This is a genomic window from Luminiphilus sp. nBUS_16 (assembly GCF_051201645.1).
Taxonomy (GTDB): Bacteria; Pseudomonadota; Gammaproteobacteria; order Pseudomonadales; family Halieaceae; genus Luminiphilus.
In genome coordinates this window covers 1,014,901-1,034,363 of sequence record NZ_CP179205.1, presented here as the reverse complement: position 1 = coordinate 1,034,363, position 19,463 = coordinate 1,014,901, and the positions used below count along the sequence as shown (strand labels likewise).

General features: G+C 52.7%; 14 protein-coding genes. 4 read left to right on the top strand and 10 right to left on the bottom strand.

What is annotated here, in order from left to right:
* Positions 1–6: 6 nt before the first annotated feature.
* The 8 genes from alaS to ACMAY6_RS04635 all read right to left on the bottom strand — a co-directional run bounded on the left by alaS (position 7) and on the right by ACMAY6_RS04635 (position 10,873).
* Positions 7–2,607 (bottom strand): alanine--tRNA ligase, encoded by a 2,601-nt coding sequence (alaS, locus tag ACMAY6_RS04670; RefSeq protein WP_435214867.1) that lies wholly within the window; start codon positions 2,605–2,607, stop codon positions 7–9.
* Between the two features lie 191 nt (positions 2,608–2,798).
* On the bottom strand, positions 2,799–3,155 hold the full coding sequence (locus ACMAY6_RS04665) for a histidine triad nucleotide-binding protein (RefSeq protein ID WP_435214865.1): 357 nt from the start codon (positions 3,153–3,155) through the stop codon (positions 2,799–2,801).
* 10 nt (positions 3,156–3,165) lie between these two features.
* Positions 3,166–3,351: a Trm112 family protein gene (locus ACMAY6_RS04660; protein WP_007236018.1), complete on the bottom strand. Its 186-nt coding sequence runs from the start codon at positions 3,349–3,351 to the stop codon at positions 3,166–3,168.
* Positions 3,352–3,427: 76 nt separating this feature from the next.
* Entirely contained in the window at positions 3,428–4,372 is a 945-nt protein-coding gene (locus tag ACMAY6_RS04655) for a M23 family metallopeptidase (RefSeq protein ID WP_435214863.1), read from the bottom strand.
* Between the two features lie 340 nt (positions 4,373–4,712).
* Complete coding sequence (locus ACMAY6_RS04650; protein WP_435214861.1) at positions 4,713–5,627, bottom strand: sterol desaturase family protein; 915 nt, start codon at positions 5,625–5,627, stop codon at positions 4,713–4,715.
* A 6-nt stretch (positions 5,628–5,633) separates the two neighbouring features.
* Positions 5,634–7,781, bottom strand: a complete 2,148-nt coding sequence (locus ACMAY6_RS04645; RefSeq protein ID WP_435214859.1) for a TonB-dependent receptor family protein — start codon at positions 7,779–7,781, stop codon at positions 5,634–5,636.
* A 35-nt stretch (positions 7,782–7,816) separates the two neighbouring features.
* Complete coding sequence (locus ACMAY6_RS04640) at positions 7,817–9,109, bottom strand: imelysin family protein (RefSeq protein ID WP_435214858.1); 1,293 nt, start codon at positions 9,107–9,109, stop codon at positions 7,817–7,819.
* Between the two features lie 105 nt (positions 9,110–9,214).
* Positions 9,215–10,873 (bottom strand): hypothetical protein, encoded by a 1,659-nt coding sequence (locus tag ACMAY6_RS04635; RefSeq protein ID WP_435214856.1) that lies wholly within the window; start codon positions 10,871–10,873, stop codon positions 9,215–9,217.
* A gap of 349 nt (positions 10,874–11,222) precedes the next feature.
* Between ACMAY6_RS04635 and greB the strand changes: the two genes are divergently transcribed.
* Positions 11,223–11,732, top strand: coding sequence for a transcription elongation factor GreB (gene greB / locus ACMAY6_RS04630; RefSeq protein ID WP_435214855.1), 510 nt, complete (start codon positions 11,223–11,225; stop codon positions 11,730–11,732).
* 63 nt (positions 11,733–11,795) lie between these two features.
* Here the strand turns inward: greB and ACMAY6_RS04625 are convergent, their stop codons facing one another.
* Both ACMAY6_RS04625 and ACMAY6_RS04620 read right to left on the bottom strand, forming a co-directional pair.
* On the bottom strand, positions 11,796–12,797 hold the full coding sequence (locus ACMAY6_RS04625; RefSeq protein ID WP_435214853.1) for an alpha/beta fold hydrolase: 1,002 nt from the start codon (positions 12,795–12,797) through the stop codon (positions 11,796–11,798).
* Positions 12,798–13,117: 320 nt separating this feature from the next.
* Positions 13,118–13,780, bottom strand: a complete 663-nt coding sequence (locus tag ACMAY6_RS04620; RefSeq protein ID WP_435214852.1) for a cupin domain-containing protein — start codon at positions 13,778–13,780, stop codon at positions 13,118–13,120.
* Positions 13,781–14,358: 578 nt separating this feature from the next.
* Here ACMAY6_RS04620 and ACMAY6_RS04615 point away from each other — a divergent pair.
* The 3 genes from ACMAY6_RS04615 (at position 14,359) to ACMAY6_RS04605 (ending at position 19,444) form a co-directional block, all read left to right on the top strand.
* Entirely contained in the window at positions 14,359–15,552 is a 1,194-nt protein-coding gene (locus ACMAY6_RS04615) for a CaiB/BaiF CoA transferase family protein (RefSeq protein ID WP_435214850.1), read from the top strand.
* 9 nt (positions 15,553–15,561) lie between these two features.
* Complete coding sequence (locus ACMAY6_RS04610; protein ID WP_435214848.1) at positions 15,562–16,734, top strand: CaiB/BaiF CoA transferase family protein; 1,173 nt, start codon at positions 15,562–15,564, stop codon at positions 16,732–16,734.
* Positions 16,735–16,861: 127 nt separating this feature from the next.
* A complete protein-coding gene (locus ACMAY6_RS04605; protein ID WP_435214846.1) occupies positions 16,862–19,444 on the top strand; it encodes a TonB-dependent receptor in 2,583 nt (860 codons plus the stop codon).
* Positions 19,445–19,463 lie beyond the last annotated feature (19 nt).

Below are 19,463 nucleotides of genomic sequence, written 5' to 3'. Positions count from 1 at the left end.
GCCCCACTAGGCAAGCTGTGACGCCACCCAGTCTGGCACGGCCGCTAGCGCCGCGGGTAAAGCTGCAACATCGGTACCTCCGCCCTGAGCCATGTCAGGACGACCTCCGCCCTTGCCACCCAGCCGTCCGGCAAACTCTTTAATGGCGTCTCCCGCTCGCACTTTGTCGGTGGCATCTTTGGTGACACCTGCGACTAAAGAAATTTTGTCGCCCTCTACCGCGGCTAATAACACCACCGCCGTACCAAGTTTGTTTTTACATTGATCAAGGGTATCGCGAAGCGTTGCCACATCGGCACCCTCTATTTGGGTGGCCAACACTTTGATGCCCCCCACCTCAACCGCTGACTGCGTGAGATCGCCCCCGGATGAAGTGGCCAGCTTTTGCTTCAAGCGCGCCACCTCTTTTTCCAGCTCACGTACTTCTGATCGCAATACGCTGGCCTTCTCTACAACGGCGTTTGGCGTGGCTTTTAAAACCTCAGCCACATCGACCACCCGCTGACTGCTGGCTAAACTTTGCACTAAAGCAGCCTGACCTGTGATGGCTTCTATTCTCCGCACCCCAGCAGCGACGCCAGACTCACCGGTCACCAACAGCAGGCCAATATCGCCCGTTCTATCAACGTGAGTACCGCCACAGAGCTCCACGGAAAAGCCTTGAGATCCCATAGACAGCACCCGAACTTCGTCACCGTACTTCTCGCCAAAGAGGGCGGTCGCACCCGCTGCAACGGCGCTATCCATATCCATTAACTGCGTCGTCGTGGCGCTGTTCCCCCGAATTTGCTCATTCACAATTTGGGTGAGTTCTTCAATCTGCGCAGCACTCACAGCCTCACCATGAGAAAAATCAAACCGCAGCCTCTCGGAGTCGACCAATGAGCCCTTCTGTACCACGTGGTCACCTAAAACCCGGCGCAGGGCCTCATGGAGTAAATGTGTTGCCGAGTGATTGAGACGAATACGCTGGCGCAACTCGTTATCGACCGTCGCTGTCAGGGCATCGCCCACGGTTAGAGCACCGGTAGTCACCTGAACATGATGAAAGTGATGTCCCTGAGCCTTAGTTGTATCGGTAACATCCGCACGGCTCGAATCGCCCTGTAGCAAGCCACAGTCACCTACCTGCCCCCCGCTTTCGCCGTAAAAAGGCGTGCTGTTGAGAACCACAACTCCCCGTTCACCCGCAGCCAATGACTGCGTCATCTCACCCTCGGCCAACAGAGCCAAAATGGTTCCTGAGCCTTCGGTGCTGTCGTAGCCGGTAAACTGCGTCTCTCCGGGGATTGTGACTGACTCGTTGTAGTCAACTTTGAAACTGCCGCTCTCCTGAGATCGCTTGCGCTGCTGGGCCATTGCCTCATCGTAACCTTCCACATCTAAGGTAAGGTTGCGCTCGCGAGCAATGTCATTTGTCAGATCCACCGGGAACCCATAAGTGTCGTAGAGCCTAAAAACAAGCTCACCAGGAAGTACAGCGCCCTCAAGACCGCTCAGGGCCTCTTCAAGAATAGCCATGCCATTATCTAAAGTTCGCGCGAACTGATCTTCCTCGGCACGAAGCGCCTTCACAATGACGCTCTCACTCGCCTGAAGGTCAGGATAAGCTGCGCCCATTTCAGCCACTAGCACAGGCACTAAGGTCGCGAAAAAAGGCTGGGTAGAACCCAGTTTGTTGCCGTGACGCACGGCGCGGCGAATAATGCGGCGCAGCACATATCCCCGGCCCTCGTTGCTAGGCATCACACCATCGGCAATGAGAAATGCACAGGAGCGCAGGTGATCCGCGATCACGCGCAATGATTTCTCTTCCAGATCAGCGACAGCAAGAGCCGAGGCAGTGGCTTTGATCAAGGTTTGAAAAAGATCTATTTCATAGTTGGAATGCACGCCCTGCAAAACCGCCGCTATGCGCTCCAGACCCATGCCTGTATCAACAGAAGGCGCCGGTAGCGGATGCAACTCCCCGGCGCCATCCCGATTAAACTGCATGAACACAAGATTCCAGATTTCAATGTAGCGATCGAGATCATCGTCGGCACTGCCAGGAGGCCCGCCGGGCACATGGGCGCCATGATCGTAAAAGATTTCGGAGCTGGGCCCGCAAGGCCCGGTGTCACCCATCTGCCAAAAATTGTCTTCGTCTAAGCGTGATAAGCAGCTGGGATCAATTCCAATTTCATCAATCCAAATGGCCGCCGCCTCGTCATCGGAAATGTGTACCGTCACCCAAAGGCGCTCCTTGGGTAACTCCAACACCTCAGTCAGAAAGGTCCAAGCAAAGTTGATGGCCTCGCGCTTGAAATAATCCCCAAAGCTAAAGTTGCCCAACATTTCGAAAAAGGTATGGTGGCGCGCGGTGTAACCGACATTTTCAAGGTCGTTGTGTTTGCCACCTGCACGAACACATTTTTGTGACGTACAAGCCCGCTGGTAAGCCCGGGTTTCCAACCCCAAAAAGGTCTCTTTAAACTGATTCATGCCCGCGTTGGTAAACAAAAGTGTCGGGTCGTCATGGGGCACGAGGGAGCTTGACTCGACTCGAGTATGGCCCTGATCTTCAAAGTAGGACAGGAACGCTTCACGTATTTCAGCTGTTTTCATTGCAAGCTCTCATTTGGCCCCACGGCCATGAATACATTGGGCTCAGAGCCCTTTTATTGATGACTTCTCAAACTTTATCGCGACAGTCTTTATTGCTTTTACGGCCGGACGACTGGGCATAATACTCAGACACTGCTGCACTGGTTTAATGCATCACCCACTAAGAACCCGGGAAACCCAACACTGCTGACTCAGACCAGACCACCCGCCAACTCACCCTCAGCCATGCTGCGACCTGCCAGTATGTGAAGATGCAAGTGAAAAACCGTCTGCCCGCCATCGGCGCCATTATTAATCACCAATCGAAAACCTTCACCCACACCCAAATCATTCGCGACTTTACCCGCTACCAGTAGCAGGTGCCCCAGCAGCTCTGAATCGCTCTGCTGTGCATCGACCAATCGGGGAATCGGTTTTCTGGGAATGATTAAAACGTGCGTCGGCGCTTGTGGGTGAATATCTTGAATGACAACGCAGTGTTCGTCCTCATACAAAAATTCGCTGGGAATTTCACCACGCGTAATCTTGCCAAAAATCGTATCGCTCATAAGCTTCTGCTCACCGTTCACGCTCTTCGAGACTTAAACTACGCGCTTCGCTTTCAAGCATAACGGGAATGTCATCGCGTATAGGGTAGGCGAGCCCACTGGCACGGCAAACGAGCTCCTGTTGCTCAGGCTGGTACTCCAGGGGCGCCTTGGAGACGGGGCAGACCAAAATCTCAAGTAGTTTAGGATCGAGCACGAGAAATCCTCTGGTGACAATAGACAGTTGGGAAGTATACGGGGTTGCCGGTGCAATTCGCACCTGTTGATAACGATCAGTCTGGAAGCGGCATGGCCGGAACAAGCAGCTGAGGGTCGACTCGTTGATTCAACCAACTCATTCGCCAATCTAAATGTGGCCCAGTAGCGCGTCCGGCAGCCCCAACCTCACCAATAAGATCGCCCCGCTGCACCTCTTGACCCACCTCTACATGTAGCTTGCTGAGATGCAGAAAGGACGAAGACAGACCATACCCGTGATCGAGAATAATCGTACCCCCAGAGTAGAAAAGATCGAGCTCCGCCAAGGTAATCACTCCGGGACCCGGAGCCACAACAGGATGCCCCGTGGGCACCGCCACATCGACACCGTAATGGGGTGAACCGGGAGTGCCATTATAAAATCTCTGGCTGCCGTAAACTCCGCTGATTCTGCCCGTTGCAGGCCAAGAAAGTCCCGCCTGTACCGCCTCTAGCAGCTCGGGACGCTCAATACGCCGGGCTTTGGCCTTGCGAACCAGCGCGCGCTCTCGAGCAATCCGCTCAAGCACATCGTCGGGGGGCGTGACGGTCTTTTGGGGAACGCCCTCAACGCGCTGGATGTTGTATTGTCTCTGCGCGACTGCCACAGTTTGGGTGCAGCGGTCACCAGCGTAGATAATTGAGAGCGCCTGCTCTTTGGGTGCGTCGCGCCCTAACCCCAAAACAAACGCTCCGCTGGGCATGACCAATATAGAAATTTCATCCACGGTCACAAGCGCAGTCGGTGCCACTTGTCCCCACAACAAGCCCCCCTGCCTAGCGTCTCCCGACAATTCTACGCAGTTGGCAACGGCTGCCGGGGCACCACAGCAGAGCATCAGCATGGCGAAAACCCGCTGCACAGCAACCCGCTGGAGTAAAACAATGATCATAATTCCATCGTCGTATCGCTTCATCTTACCCGTAGCATCAATACATTTTATTTTCACTGCAAGGGTTAGATTTCTCGCATCCGACATCAGGTTCGCTTTTTATCCCTCAGTGGCTTGTCTATTGAGGTGCGAGCATTTGTGAAAACAGCGAGAAAGGGAGCTTCGAAGTTTATCCGCGTGGCCGGTCTTGAGTGTACTGAGAACTTTAAAAGCCTCAGAGGCTAGGCTAAGCCGAAGCTTTATTAACCGTTACCTTTAAACTGTCACAAGCTAGCCGTGACCAACCGAATAAATTGGGATGCAACTAGGGTGCGGCTATTAACGCTGAGGAATGATCCCGTGATCCAATGGCACAGCTTATTTAACCTATCCAAAACTCCCCTTACAGGAGGCTATACCGACTCACTGTAGCGCCGGAAATCAAAAGCTAACGGGTAAAATCAACCACAGGCAACACCCTATTGGGCGAGGCCTTTTCCTCATAATCGTTGAGCCCAAATGAAAGGTTGTGTGCCGAAGAACCCCAGATAAAAGTCTTATTCCACCGATCCCAAAGGGCGAGGTAGGCACCCAAATTGCCGTGCCCGTGGTCTATAGAATGGTGCAGCTGGTGCTGGGCCGGGCTGATGATATAACGCTCGAAGGATCCAAACCCCAAGGGAATATGGCTATGCCGCAGATTAGATCCGGCCAAGGTTAGTAAAAACCCCAACGCATTTACGCCCAAAATATCCCAAACCTGAAGCTGCGCACCAAAGCCCCAAATAAACACCCCAGAAATCAGCCCCAATGTAACAATTGATCGCAAATAGTTAATGAAGCTTTCGATTGGGTGAGTTCGAAAGACAGTAAACGGAGTCAGCGTCGTTGCAGAGTGATGAAGCCGATGAATGCGCCATAAGAAGGGGTTGCGGTGCATGGCTAGGTGCGTGAGGAAACGGGCAGCATCATCAAAGACAAAAGCCACCATGGTAAAACTCAGCGACACAAAAATTGGGCCCGCGGAGATTTGCGGGGCGTCCAAAACATGAAGGTGCAAGACGCGAGCGGTAATAAGTGCCACCCCCAGCTGACCTCCCAGCATTGGAATAAAGACGACGAGTTTGAGAAACGTATTGAAAAATAACAGCGCGTAATCGATGCGTGTGGAGGCATTCCACCAATATTTTTTGCAAAGTAGGCGACGGGCAAGAGCCCCGGGGCCCAAGCCCGGCAATGCGGCCCTAAAGTACCAAGCGGCAAGCACAACTGAACCTAAAATATGCATCCAGAACAACCGCTTGGCAGGATCGTTGACATATAGCAACGGCGCAATAAGTGGCTGTACTGCATCTAGCATCATGAATAATCAGAACGAATAGCGAATGCGGCCAACAATTGATTGCGGACGATTAGGTCTAGCTCCGAACGGACGGTGAGACACTATCGCAGCTTCGTCAGTTACGTTTAATAAAGACGCCTGCAGCGAAACATGGTTTGTCATGTCGTAAGTGGCGCTGAGGTCCAAAATAGCAAACCCATCACTATGCAATTCTTCGGTAATGGCACCGGCGCCAGGGACCTCACGCATCTGCGATTGAAAATCGAGGGTGCTGTCTATGTGCCAGCGGTCTCCTAACAGGCTAACGCGCAGACTGCCCACGCTCTCAGGAATATAGGGAACCTCGTCTCCCGCTTTTACCAAACCCCATTGGGGGAATCCTGAAAAAAACGTAGTCGCAAACTCAGATTCGCTGTAGGTGTAACTTAGGGCGCCCTGCAGCGAGAGACTTTCTGACAGCATCACTGTATGCAGCGCAGCTAATTCCGCACCAAAAATCTCCACCTCACCACCGTTGAACTCTGAACCCGGCTCACAACTGGTATCGCTAACACGACAACGGCCAATGAGATTACCGTAGTCGCTATAAAAACCGACCAAAGATAATTCACTGCCGCCGTTGTTAAAGCGTGCGCCAATCTCGTAATTTGTGCTGTCCTCATGAGAAGCTTCTGATCCAGGTCCCGCAGGGGAAAAACCCTCATAAATGCCGCCAAAAAACGACATATTGTCGGAAACCTCCCAGATACCACTGATCGACGGCGAAGTCAGTGCTTGAGAGCGTTTCAACCGTTCGCCGGTCAGCTGATTGAAGACCTCTCCGTCAATGTCTTCATGCCGGACCCCCAGATCTATGGAAAATCCACCGAGGCTAATTCGGGTTATGCCATAAACCGCCAAGGCCTCACTTTCGGCCTTGTTCACGACCTTTGGCTCTCTTGGCACTGCATCGGGAATCATTTGTAAATTGGTCATTAAGTAAGTCGCTGGCTGATGATTTCGCTCCACTTGATCTTGATGCAGGCGAATACCCCCGCGGGACGATAAGGTAATGGATCCAATAGCTCTTTGATCTGAAATTGACCACTGAATACCACTACTTTCGTAAGCCCGATCGTTGTTGGTGACATCCAAAATTTCATCATCTGTCAGGGCAGAGTTTTTCTGTCCGGTTAATACAAAATACTGATCCTGATACTGACTCGGCGCTTGCAAAACCTTTTGTAGCGTTGGGCCCGCCAAAAAGCCATCTAGCTTGTTCCATGATCGATCAAAATCGTTCCAATACACTTTCACATTGGAGCGGGTGTGTTGGGTCAGAGACAGTGAGTAATTTAAGAGCACATTAATATGCTCAGACTCAAATCGTGCCAACTGCGATGCAGCATAGCGTCGATAGGGGTTGTCTCTAAAGTCGGCGTCGGCGAGCCCCAAATACGTTTCATCAGCTCCCTCCTCTCCCCCTTCGATCAACAGGGATACCTTGTGCTCACGGGGCGATTCCGGATTCTGATAAAGCAGCTTGATGCCAAAGTCAGAGCGTTCAAAGCCCGTAGAATCACCATGACCATCAATAGTCTTAAAGCCATCGGCGCCGTAAGTCAGGACGTCAACGAGGTACCCAAAATTACCTTTCATGTTTCCGTAGGCGGCTTGGGCTTTGTAGTAGCCATCAGAACCGTAGCTGAGGTCTAGCACGCCCATAGCAGCGCTAGGAACAGGAGCAGAAACTAAATTAACGGCCCCTCCTACGGTGTGAGGCCCGTGGGTAACAGCTGCCGGGCCCTTTACCACCTCGATACTCGAGATGCGGCTCACATTGGGGACGTAATAGGCTGCGGGTGCGGAGTACGGCGCAGGCGTAATTAAAACCTCATCACGCATAAGCGTGATTTTTTGACTTCGCTCTGCAGCAGCACCTCTGATACCAACATTAGGACGCAGCCCGTAGCCATCTTCGTCTCGAATATAGACCCCAGGGGTTTGGGCCAAGATTTTCTTGAGATCGACATAGTCAAAACGCTCAAGGTCTTCCTCGTTGATCACATAGGCAGAGCCCGAAACTTCTCGAGCATCGGTGCGACTGCCAATAATGGTGATTTCCTCAAGCACAGAATTTTCTGCAAAAGCTGCACCCGCGCTCACTAGCGCAACGACACCCACTAAACACTTCATGATTAACTCACACTTATAAATTTTCAAAACTTGCATTAATCGTTGTCAGCCTGAGAGCCACCCGGCACGGAAACGTTGACGATAGTGACAAAATCAATTTTCAAGTCGTCGACTATTCGCTTAATGAGTCCGTAAAGCGTGCAGGTTGGGAATCGATCTGAAGGGCTGTCTGGGTTAGCGAATGCATTGGCACACTCAGCGTCATCAGAGGCGGTTTGTATTAGCTGAACCTGGTCTGAGAGTGAAACGTCAATACTTTCAGCCAGGGCAATTGTCACTGACAAATTATCAACAAACCGCTGAGCTACTTCGGGAAATCCCTCGCTGACAATATGCGCGTCAAATCCTGTGGCTTCATTAGAGACAAAGATTGTTTCAAATGCCCTGACGTTATTAATAATTTGACGAAGCGATGTTCGACTAAATGGTGATTCAATTTGCTCGGGACAGGTCAGCGAAGAGCAGGCTTCAATAATTCCCAGGGGGTTACCCAGCTTTGCATCCTTGGCACCCTCTTCGAGGTAAAAAAGGCCATCGGTGGTTATCTGCAGGCTCTCGGATAGGCTGTCTTCAGCTAAAAAAATCCCTCGGAAATCGCCGCCACTAGGGTCCCAGCGGGTCGCGATAGCATCAGCCGCTTCAGCAATATCTTGGGCAATGAGCTTTGCCGCGTCGCAACGCTTTTCTTTTCTTTGCTCGACGCTCAAGTCGTTCCAATTCTGAGTCGCAGAAGCCTGAGGGGGACAGGAGTGGACCAGCGTCTCATTAAACAGGAGATACTCCAAAGCCCCGATGCCGCGCTGATTAATTGAACGATTACTAATGTCAAAATTCTCATCCACCAACGCCGCAATGCCGTCAACACCGCAGGTACTCAATGAGCCGAACATGTACGAATTGAGCCGATATTGCAGATTGAATGCGTTCTCCGAAGCGGGTCCTATCGCGTGTAACTCTGCGCGCTGAACTTGTGACGCTAGGGCTCGCCATTGATCTTTTGCATTTGCACGGGATGCCGACTCATTCTCTGTGCCGATAGCGTCGCAGTAGGCATGAAGGTCGCCCTCAGAATTCGTCATGGCTTGTGCCGAAGACACCAAGGCGGCGTAATTGGGTAACACAATCTCATCGACATAGGCCGTTAACATTTGCGCTACTGAGTATTCTCCAGACCCGCTGCCACCCGAGGGGTCATCTGGCGTGTCGCCACCGGCCGTACCATCACCGGGAATTGGCGTGGGGGCCACATCGCCCCCACTATCAGTACAAGCCGCTAAAGAAAATATCACCAGGCAATAAAACAACAGCCCACTCAACCTCTTTGACATTCCAAATGTCCTCAAACTTAAAACAACAAAAGACGCCGGTCTGCGGCGCCTGTAATTTGAGCGTTAATGGTTATAACGCCCGATAGTTTTCGTATTTTTGATCGACTACCAAATCTCGACCACTTCCGACTCGAATCCGTAGGCCTCTGCCAAGATATCCCGCGCTTCTTGCAAATCTGCTAAGTAGTTTTGAATGGCATCTGACGGAGAAGCTGCAGTGGCAGCTTGGCCACCCTGAGACCCGTCAGCCAACACCGGTGCGTCCCCCATGAGCGACAGCACCCGCTTTAGATCTGCGACATCCTTCCCTGTTTCGCCGGTTCGAAAGGGAGACACTGGGCTAAACTGTAAACCCAGAGCGAACCCTTTCATCTCACCCCAGTGCTTAGACAAATTGATGAAATTAGAAAGATCGGCGTAATAAGGCGGGGCAAAGTCAGCCATATCATCTGAGACATCATTGATGTAGTGCACGACCGTGGCCGCAATACACTTCTCCCAAGTTATTGCAGCGATTTCGATTTGACCCTGCAATGCGGCATCTGCCTCTACCGTCAACTCTCCGGCTGCCTCAGCATTTTCAAGAATTCGACGACCCACCAAAAAAGCGTCCATTGCCGACTTGGAATAGTCGGTGTAAGCAACGCCCTCGGCATTTTTTTTACGATCACGCTTTGCGCAGTTTTGCGCATGGCCAAAAATAAATTCACTTCTCAGGTCGATTAAGCCATCGCCGTTGGAGTCGTAATAGCCATTGCCATATTCAGCGCGCCCGCCTTTGCCGGCAGCCTCATCGTCAGTGTAGTCATTGAGATCCCTAGAGGCGCCGTAGTAACCGAAAGCCTCGTCGTAGTCGTGGGCACCCGCCGAGTAACCTTTGCCCGGTTTCTCCTCACCCAGCATGTTGGGGAAGTCCGCTTGCAAATAGTCATTTGTGCCCTGGGAAAAATTCACCGCTACCGATAAAAACTTTTGAATCAGCTGCCGATAATGAACCCCAGCACTTGAAATCATTGGAGTACCAATGAGGACCTCTTGGCCACTGGCTACTGTGACCGCCGGCGTGACCTCGTCTGTCGCTTCTGCTGCTAGTGCGTCCATCCAAACGTAGACCAACTCGATGGGGAGAGGCGTAGCGTCCAGCCCTGCACTCCAACCAAAGAACTCATCGTCGATTAACATTTCGGTCTCACCCGTGCCCGCTAAGCTACCGCCGGCAATTTTTCCGTTGAGGTTTTTACCCGTGCTGATATCGCCGTAAGTGGGTCCTGGTATGACCGGGTCGCTGCCTTTCGTCGTAAATCCGTGGGCAGTTTCATCGGCTCCGTCGCCGGTCATATAGAACCGTAAACCCGCTGAAATTTCCTCTGCCTGCCCGGGGCTCTCTTGCAATTCTTCCATGTAACTAACAAGACCGAGTTGCAGCACCTGTCTCGCTGTCTGACCCGTGTAACTGACGCCGTCGTCAGTGCCATCACCCACGTAGCCAACGGCGGCGTAAACCAGAGGCATAGGATCACAGGCATCGCCCTTACCGTTAACGTCACTGTCCTCCTGCCCGGGATTTTCTGTCTCAACACAATTGTCTTCGGCGTCTACAATACCGTCGCCATCGGTGTCTGGATCCTCTACCGGCTCGTCTACGGGCGGTGTTGGGGGCGGGGGCGGCGGAGGCGAGTCACTGCCGCCTCCACAAGCGACTAAACCCAACGATAGAAGCAACGCAGGAAAAATAACGCTCAATTTTCGACTTACTCTTGTCATCGGAAACCCCTTCTTAATTCCGTTTGTCTCAAATCTTTTAAGTTGTGTGATTTTATTTGACTGAAACATAATCGTATAGCGAATCATTCTCATTTGCAATACGATTAGCGCGATGTTTGGATCTATCTCGTTAAGGGGCATACCGTCAGTGGTTTTCGACATAGATCATCGGGGCACTAGGACCCTTTTCGGCTTTTGAGTGCGCTATGCAAGCTGCGCAACTTCGTCACAAACACCGCCTAACCTCGGTGGGCTAGATCGCACCCAAACCCTGCTATGGTTGAGGCTTTGTAAAGCTTTGGGTTTGCTCGGGCGCTTATTTTCGAAACGAACAGCGAGGAGTCTTGAATTGTCACGTTACCGCCCGCCGAGGCCCAAAGGCTCCCCCTACATCACGCAAGAAGGGGAGCAACGCTTACGCGAAGAGCTCAAGGAACTTTGGAAGGTAGAGCGGCCGGTAGTTACAGCCGCGGTGCAGGCCGCCGCTGCTAACGGCGACCGATCGGAGAATGGTGATTATATTTACGGCAAAAAGCGCCTACGCGAAATCGACAGCAGGGTTCGCTTTTTACGCAAGCGCCTCGACGAACTCGTCGTTGTTACGTCGGCGCCAACCAACCCCGACAAAGCTTACTTCGGCGCCTACGTAACCCTCGAAAATGCTGAAGGCGAAGTGCACCACTGGCGGATTGTTGGCCCCGATGAATTCGACCTGAGTGCGCAGAAGCTGAGCTGTGACTCCCCATTGGGCCGTGCCTTACTCGGCAAAACTATCGACACAGAGATCGTTATAGAGAGCCCCTCAGGTCCACAAACCTGGTACCTCAATGCGGTTCGCTACGTCGATGACTCGAGGTAAACGCCTGTTTAACGTCGGTCAAATCTGCTGAGCGTCGGTCATGAAACACCGCTATGCAGCGGCCTACGTACCTTTACTCAGCACCCCAGCTTTACCACAGACAGCAGGCACAGCCCACAGCGCCAAAATTCCGCGCAACACACTGACAAAGGCAATAGGCTCGTCCAGCATCAGATGATGTCGCGCCCCCGGGATCCCTATCATGGGAACGTCTACCGCCCCGCACTCTCGAAGATAAACCGCCGAATCGTCGTCAAACAAAACGCTGTCTTGACCGTACACTACGGCTTTTCGGCCCGGTGTCGCCGCAATAATCTTGCCTTGGCCAAACATACGCTCCTCTTGACCAAAGTCGCTCTGAAAAACGCTGGTATCGAACTTCCAGCGCCAGCCCTCGTCCACTTGTCGTAAAGAGTGAAACGCCATGTAGTCAAAAAGACTAGGAACGCTGACAGGCTGATTGGGCGAAAGAACGAAGCGACCCTTTGCGGTTTCATAATCGGGGTAAATGCGATTGGGGCGCGATGGATCAGATGGCAGTGGTCTACCCTCCGAAAAGTGCGCTTTGAGGCGCTCAGCCCGCAAGACCATCAAATCACAAATGATTAAACCACCGAACATTTGGTGACGGTCTGCCATGGCTGTCAACGCCACATGCCCCCCATAAGAATGCGCGATCACAATCGGCTTAATCTCATGATCAAATAATCCCGTAGCGCGCGCCACATCTTCGACTTCAGCAGCACGAACCGCATCGGGATAATGCTCCCGCACCCCTGAATCACCCATACCCGACAGGTCGAAAGCCACGACGTGATAATTTTCTGCGAGAAACGGCGCAATAAAGGCAAAACATCGAGCATGCGCCAGAAACCCATGCATTAACAACAATCCTGGATTCTCTGGGTTGCCCCAGCGAAAATAATGAATTGCGCATCCTCCTGAATCTACCCAGCCCTCCTCGCGAGGCACCTGCAGGGCGCTCTCGAGCCAAGGGGGGACGGCCTCAGCATCTGGCGGCAGCTCGTTCAAAAGTTCAGGTATTGCAGTTGCCACTGTATTCATAACGCCCCAATAAATGTCGTAGAAAAAAGCCAATAAAATTGTGCTTTTTGATGATCGTGTTTTGCCTACTGCCAGCCCTGCGTTTAAAGGGCGTGGCAACAAATTCTGTGACGTTTAAATTCTGCGCCTAAACGGTCTAAGTCGCTAAAAAAGACTCTCTCCGAACTGCGCAATTTGGAAGATCAAGGTTCTTCAGCGCGACAGCCCTGCGATAGTTCATTCGATTTGCCCGTCGCGTCGCTGGACGAAGCATAGGTCATTTCTTCTGCTTGGAGCTAGTGGGAAGACAACTTCAGACCAACTTTTCAGGAGTTAACTTGTTAACTTTCCGGGACTAAATGCCCCGTTTTCACATAGAGCAAGCAACCATGAGGGCTGTCTTGTTGTAGACAGCTAGCTGGTGGATTTCTTATCCAAGTACCTTTTTTATGGCCAGCAAAATTATCGTTTAGCTCTCCCTCAAGAACTAGAATTTCTTGACCACCGGGATACAAGCACTCAGGGAAAACAACCCCCGGAGCACAATCGACTAACACTACGACCTCGCCACGGTACTGATGTAATGGCAATACTCGCGTGCCCTCTACCAGCCCCTGACGCCACGACGCTGCCTTTGTATCCAAACATACGCGTTGCTGGTCCTCAGGGTGGAACTGCTGCAGTTTGACGAATATTGTGCCGCCCTCTCTAGAAAAAGGGGTGTGGCTTGAGCCAACAGGATTTCGGACATAAGTCCCCGCACCGTAATCGCCGTTTTCGTCGGAGAAAATCCCCTCGAGCACTAAAAATTCTTCGCCACCACCGTGGGTGTGGGACGAAAAAAAACTCTCTGGCTGGTAGCGGACGATACTGGTTGCTCGGGCAATTTCATCACCCTTGCGGTCCAGCATCCGGCGGTGAACCCCCGCCATAGGTGACGCTACCCAATTAAGCTCGAGGCTATTAACAACAGCACGGCGCGTTAGATCAGCATGTAATCTCATGGTTGACTAAAAACCTTAGAATCAATTTTCATACGGTCGTAGGTTGCTATCACTTGCACAGCCCCGATCTGTGACACTTGGCTAAAAATACTCGGCTGGCGACCCCAACCATGAAACTGGAGCGCTTTTTAATACCGCTATGTTATAGAACTTAGAAGCCTTAATGCTATGACGGGAAGTGAATGGCAGTGACTCCCTCGCACTTTCCGCGTGTCGCGTTCAAAGTTACCAATTGCGCAAGACCCTAGCGACTCCTAGGCAAAAGCCCGGGCACCTGCACAAGATCCGCTCGCTGCACGGCGTGCTCAACTTAACGCCTAGCGCAATAACAGGATCGCCTTGCCTCCACCGCAGGTCTCCTGCAACGCCAAATGAATAAAATCCAACGCAGATCCTCTTCCCCCCGTGGACGCCTTGAGATCAAACTCATTACTATGCGGCGAGCGCGCCTAAGAACCAGCCACAAACCTTTGGCGTAATATCTTGTGACCCAGTATGTATTTGAATGGCAACTCCACAAGCTATTGTGGTTTGGGTAAAGCCTCTGTAGGTTTTGCCGATCTATTGAGGAAACTAGCATGACCGGTGAACGTCCACTTGAAGGTTTACGCGTTGTCGAAATGGGCCAGCTACTGGCAGGCCCATTTGCCGGCACTATCTTGGGATACTTTGGCGCTGAGGTCATCAAAGTTGAGCCGCCCACAGGCGACCCCATTCGTCAGTGGCGAGAGGTACGTGATGGCATGTCACTGTGGTACCACTCCCTCGCACGGAACAAAAAAAGCGTCACCCTCGATTTAAAATCTGAACGAGGCCAAGAGCTGGCCTTTGATTTACTGTGTAAGGCCGACATCGTCGTGGAAAACTTCCGCCCGGGGGCTATGGAAGAATGGGGATTAGGTCCGGAAAAGGTTAAAGCGATTAATCCGGGAATTATCTACACTCGCATTTCAGGTTACGGCCAAACCGGCCCGTTTTCATCTAAGCCAGGCTACGCTTCAGTCACAGAAGGCTACGGTGGCTTTAGGTATATTAACGGTGAGCCCGGCAAGGCCCCGGTACGCCCCAATATTTCCCTGGGTGACACCGCCGCAGCAATTCACGCGGCCCTGGGCGTGTTGCTCGCTGTGATTCAACGTTCTAAATCTGGAGAGGGACAGGTGGTTGACGTCGCCCTGTATGAAGCCGTCTTCAATTTACTAGAGGGCATCGTTCCAGAGTATGACGGCGCCGGTGTGGTTCGGGAACCGTCTGGAACCACCATTACCGGCATCGTCCCTACCAATACTTATCTTTGCTCAGACGGCAAGCACGTTGTTATTGGCGGGAACGGCGACTCAATATTCAAGCGCCTCATGAAAGAAGCGGGACGCGAGGACATGGCAAACGACCCAGAGCTGGAACATAACCCAGGAAGAGTCGTGCATCAGGAAGCCATCGATCAGGCGTTAGCCGACTGGTGCGCTGCTAATAGCTCAAAAGACATTATCGAGCGTCTTGAGGCCGTAAGAGTTCCCGTAGGACCCATCTACAGCGTCGAAGACATGATGACCGACCCTCATTACAACGCCCGGGGCATGTTTGAGTCAGTAGACGTCAACGGCACGCCTTTAAAGATTCCGGCAATCGCCCCAAAACTCTCAGAGACCCCGGGAAGAACCGACTGGCCCGGAGCCGAAATTGGCGCACACAACACAGAAATACTGGGCGATCTATTGGGTCTCGATGCCTCTGCATTGGCAGCGCTGTCATCTGACGGCATCACCAACTGAGCCTGCCTGATGAAGCTTGATGGCGTCACGGTTATCGACCTTTCGCTATTCCTACCCGGCCCCGCAGCCACGCAAATGATGGCGGATCACGGTGCCCGGGTTATCAAAGTAGAGAACCCTAAGTCACCAGAACCCACCCGCTCGAGTCAATCTTTCCCCTGGCAGCAAGGGGGCGAAACAGTGATGTTTCGCAACACCCAGCGAGGCAAGGAGAGTATCGCCCTCGATTTAAAAAGCGACGCGGGAAAGGCCGCACTCGCTGAACTCATCAAGGGCGCAGATGTGCTCGTTGAGGCGTTCCGCCCCGGTGTAGCTGCCCGATTGGGCTTTGGCCCTGATGCGGTTCGAGCCTTGAACCCTAAAATCGTGTATTGCTCTATTTCAGCGTTCGGTCAATCGGGACCTTGGCGAGACAAGCCGGCCCACGACACTGCTACTGTCGCAGCCTCCGGAGTTTTAAGTTTGTCATGCTCCCCGGAGGGAGACAGCGGCCCTGCAATAATCGGTGTCGCCATTTCAGACATGCTGTCTTCTTGGGCCGCCCTGTCAGGCATTCTCATGGCTCTGTTTCGAAGGGAAACTACGGGCGAAGGGGATTATCTCGATGTCAGCATGCATGAGTCTGTACTCGCAGCATCACCCAATATTTTAGGCCCGGTTTTCGCCGGCAAACGGGCACCTCGCCAGTTGGCCGAACGCAGCCATGGCGGTGGGGCTATGTTGAACATCTATCGAACGGCTGATGACCGATTCCTAGCCCTAGGAGGCGGAGAGCACAAATTTGTAAGTGCGCTGTTCGAAGGATTAAACCATCCCGAGTTCATTCACGCCGTGGCGGGACCTGCTGGCACGGCACACGAGCCGGCTATCCGTTTTCTGCGAGAAACATTCCGCGCTAAAACGCTGACCGATTGGGAGTTATGGTTCGAAGGTCGCGATATTTGCTGGAGCCCGGTTCTCGATCTCAACGAGGCCTGGTCAGCCGAGCACGTCTCGGCCCGGGGCATGCGTTGGCAAGATGATGATGGCAACGACCATATCGGTACGCCGCTTAAATTCCAGCGGGAACCCGCTGCCATCGACGCATCTCTGCCGTCAGTGGGGCAAAATACCTCAGATATCATTAACGATTTGGACTTGACCCCAGCCCAACGTACGGCGATATTGGGGGTGTTGAAGTAATTGTACGTACAAATGTTTGCGGGCGATGTTCGCCTGAGTAATCCAAGCACTCGGTAAATCAGTATTTATCGAGAGAATAACAACCATTAAAGCCACTTCCCAAATGCTTACTGGAGGATCCGTGGACATGAAAAACCCATCACACCAAAGACCTGCGACAGCTAAAAGCCATTTATCATTAGCGCTTGCGGCACTGACAACCGTCGGCGGCAGCCTCGCGTTACCCAACTTTGCCCACGCCCAGCTCGAGGAAGTCGTCGTTACCGCTCGAGCACGAAGCGAATCACTTCAAGACGTACCCAGCACCGTGACCGCTTTTACCGCGGGACAGATTAACGACATGGGGATTCAGCGGGCAGAAGACTTTATCTCTCAGACTCCAGGGGTGAGCTTCGTCAACACCGTTGAAACCGGTGACTCGTCGGTCTCCATCCGCGGTATCAATGGCGCACGGGACGCGGAAACTAACTTTGCGCTGATTATTGACGGCATTCTTTATATCAACACTTACGCCTTCAACCGCGAGTACGCTGACCTCGAACAAATTGAAATTTTGAAAGGGCCTCAAGGGGCGTTGTACGGACGTTCAGCCGCCGCTGGCGCTATCATCATGTCAACGAAGCGGCCATCGCAAGAGTTTGAAGGCGATGTTCGAATTAGCATGGCTGAAGACAGTACCTACACCGGCCTTGCTACCGTCGCTGGACCACTGGGCGAGAATGTAGCGGGTCGATTGACCGCAGATTACCGAAGCACAGATGGTTTCTATAGCAACTCCTTCCTTAACGACAATGTCGTCGACGATGCAGAAAACTATTCTGTTCAGGGCCGTTTAGTCTTCGATCCCACGGACAATTTGTCGATCGACACCAAGTTGCGGTACGGCAAATCAGAGGGTGCGGCCATTACTTTTAACGCCGCCTTTGCGCTGCCACCATTTTTAGGCTTTGGCACCCCAGGGGTCGAATCTTTTTATCAGGACGTCAACACCCACGAGTTTGTGTTTGCAGGTAACGTGCGGCCAGTTAATGAACAAGATGTCCTCGAGTTTTCGGTTAAAGCCGACTGGGACATGGACTGGGCGACACTGACCGCCTGGGGCTTCTACAGTGACACCGAGGATACTTTCATTGCTGACGGCACATCGGGTGCTTTTGGCTTCTACGGCGGTACCTCAGCCTGTATCAACTCACTTGACGCTTTGACTCCGTCTTACACCCCATCGGTACCCGGTGGTGTGACGGCGTTGCCCGCCCCAACGTTTATTTTTGGCTCTGCAGCGGGTGCGCAAGTGCTTCCCCCCTACAGCCCGACAACGTGTGACGGTTATCAATACCAAGAGCGCTTCCAGGAAGACATGAGCTTTCAAGTGCAGCTCACGTCCAACTCGGATCAACGGCTACGCTGGCAAGCAGGTTTGTACTACCTAGATATCGAAAGGTACCAGGCGGTCTCACAGCTGCGCGATGACGGCTCTAACTGGCCAAACCCCGCGAGCAATGTGCCCACTACCATTTACAACCGATTTACTGACGCAATGGTGAACGACACATTCGACACCACCGTTATGGCGGCCTTCGGATCGGTAAACTACGATTTAACCGAGTCTATGGAACTGTCGCTGGCGCTACGCTACGACCGTGAAGAACGTGACGTCACCAACAACGTACCCTCCCCTGCAGATGGCGCGCTCTCTAACTACATCGACTACTGCGGTGGCCAATGTACGTTGAATGGCCAGCCCCTCAATGGTTCGCCGCTGAACCCGGGCTTTGTTAACTTCAACGATTTTACGGTGAGCTCCAGCATCCCCGGTAACAGTGAAACTTTTGATCAGTTGCAGCCCAAAGTCAGCCTGACCTGGGATGCCACCGAAAGCACAACGTTATACACCAGCTGGGGTGTAGGCTTTAAAGCTGGAGGCTTCAATAACTCAGGAGCAAGCCAGATCGTAAACTTCTATCTTGTTGAGAACGGCGGCGCGCTTGTAGCGCCACCCGATCTTATCCGGGAAGAAACTTCAAGCTCGTTCGAACTGGGCTTCCGGTCGGGACTCTTGGACGGAAACTTGCAGCTCAACGGTGCGGTCTTTCATACCGAAGTCGATGACATGCAGTTCTTCGAATTCTTCGTAGGCCCCTTCGGCTTGCTGAGAACCGCTGAAAATATCGATGAAGTTACGCTGCAGGGTTTTGAGCTGAGTGCAGCCTGGGCGATCACAGACAACCTGCGGTTTGATGCGGGTTACTCCATGGTCGACGGCGAAATCGACGTCAACGCTCTGCGACCCTACACCGCAGGCAACGACGTGCCCAACAACCCCGAGTTCACGGCCAATGCTGCGATTCAATACTCATTGCCCCTAGGCCGCTTCGAGCTGTTCAGCAGACTTGAGTACTCTTACCAGGGCGACACTTGGTACCACACGGTCCAAGACGATGTCGTTCCCGCGACGCTGTTTGGCGGACCGCCTGCCAACTACGGGCAGGATCCACAAACAGGGCAAGGTGGCACCCAGGTCGACGGCTATGGTCTAGCGAACCTAAGAGTGGGTCTGCGCGGAGAGAAGTGGAGCATTATGGCCTTCGCACGTAACCTCACCGACGAGGAGTTTATTGCCGAGGTGATTTTGGCCCCCGAATTCGGTGGCGGCTTTGTGAGCCCTGGTACACAGCGACGTGCGGGTGTAGAGGTGCAGTACAGCTTCTAAATTTAAACGCAAAAACAAG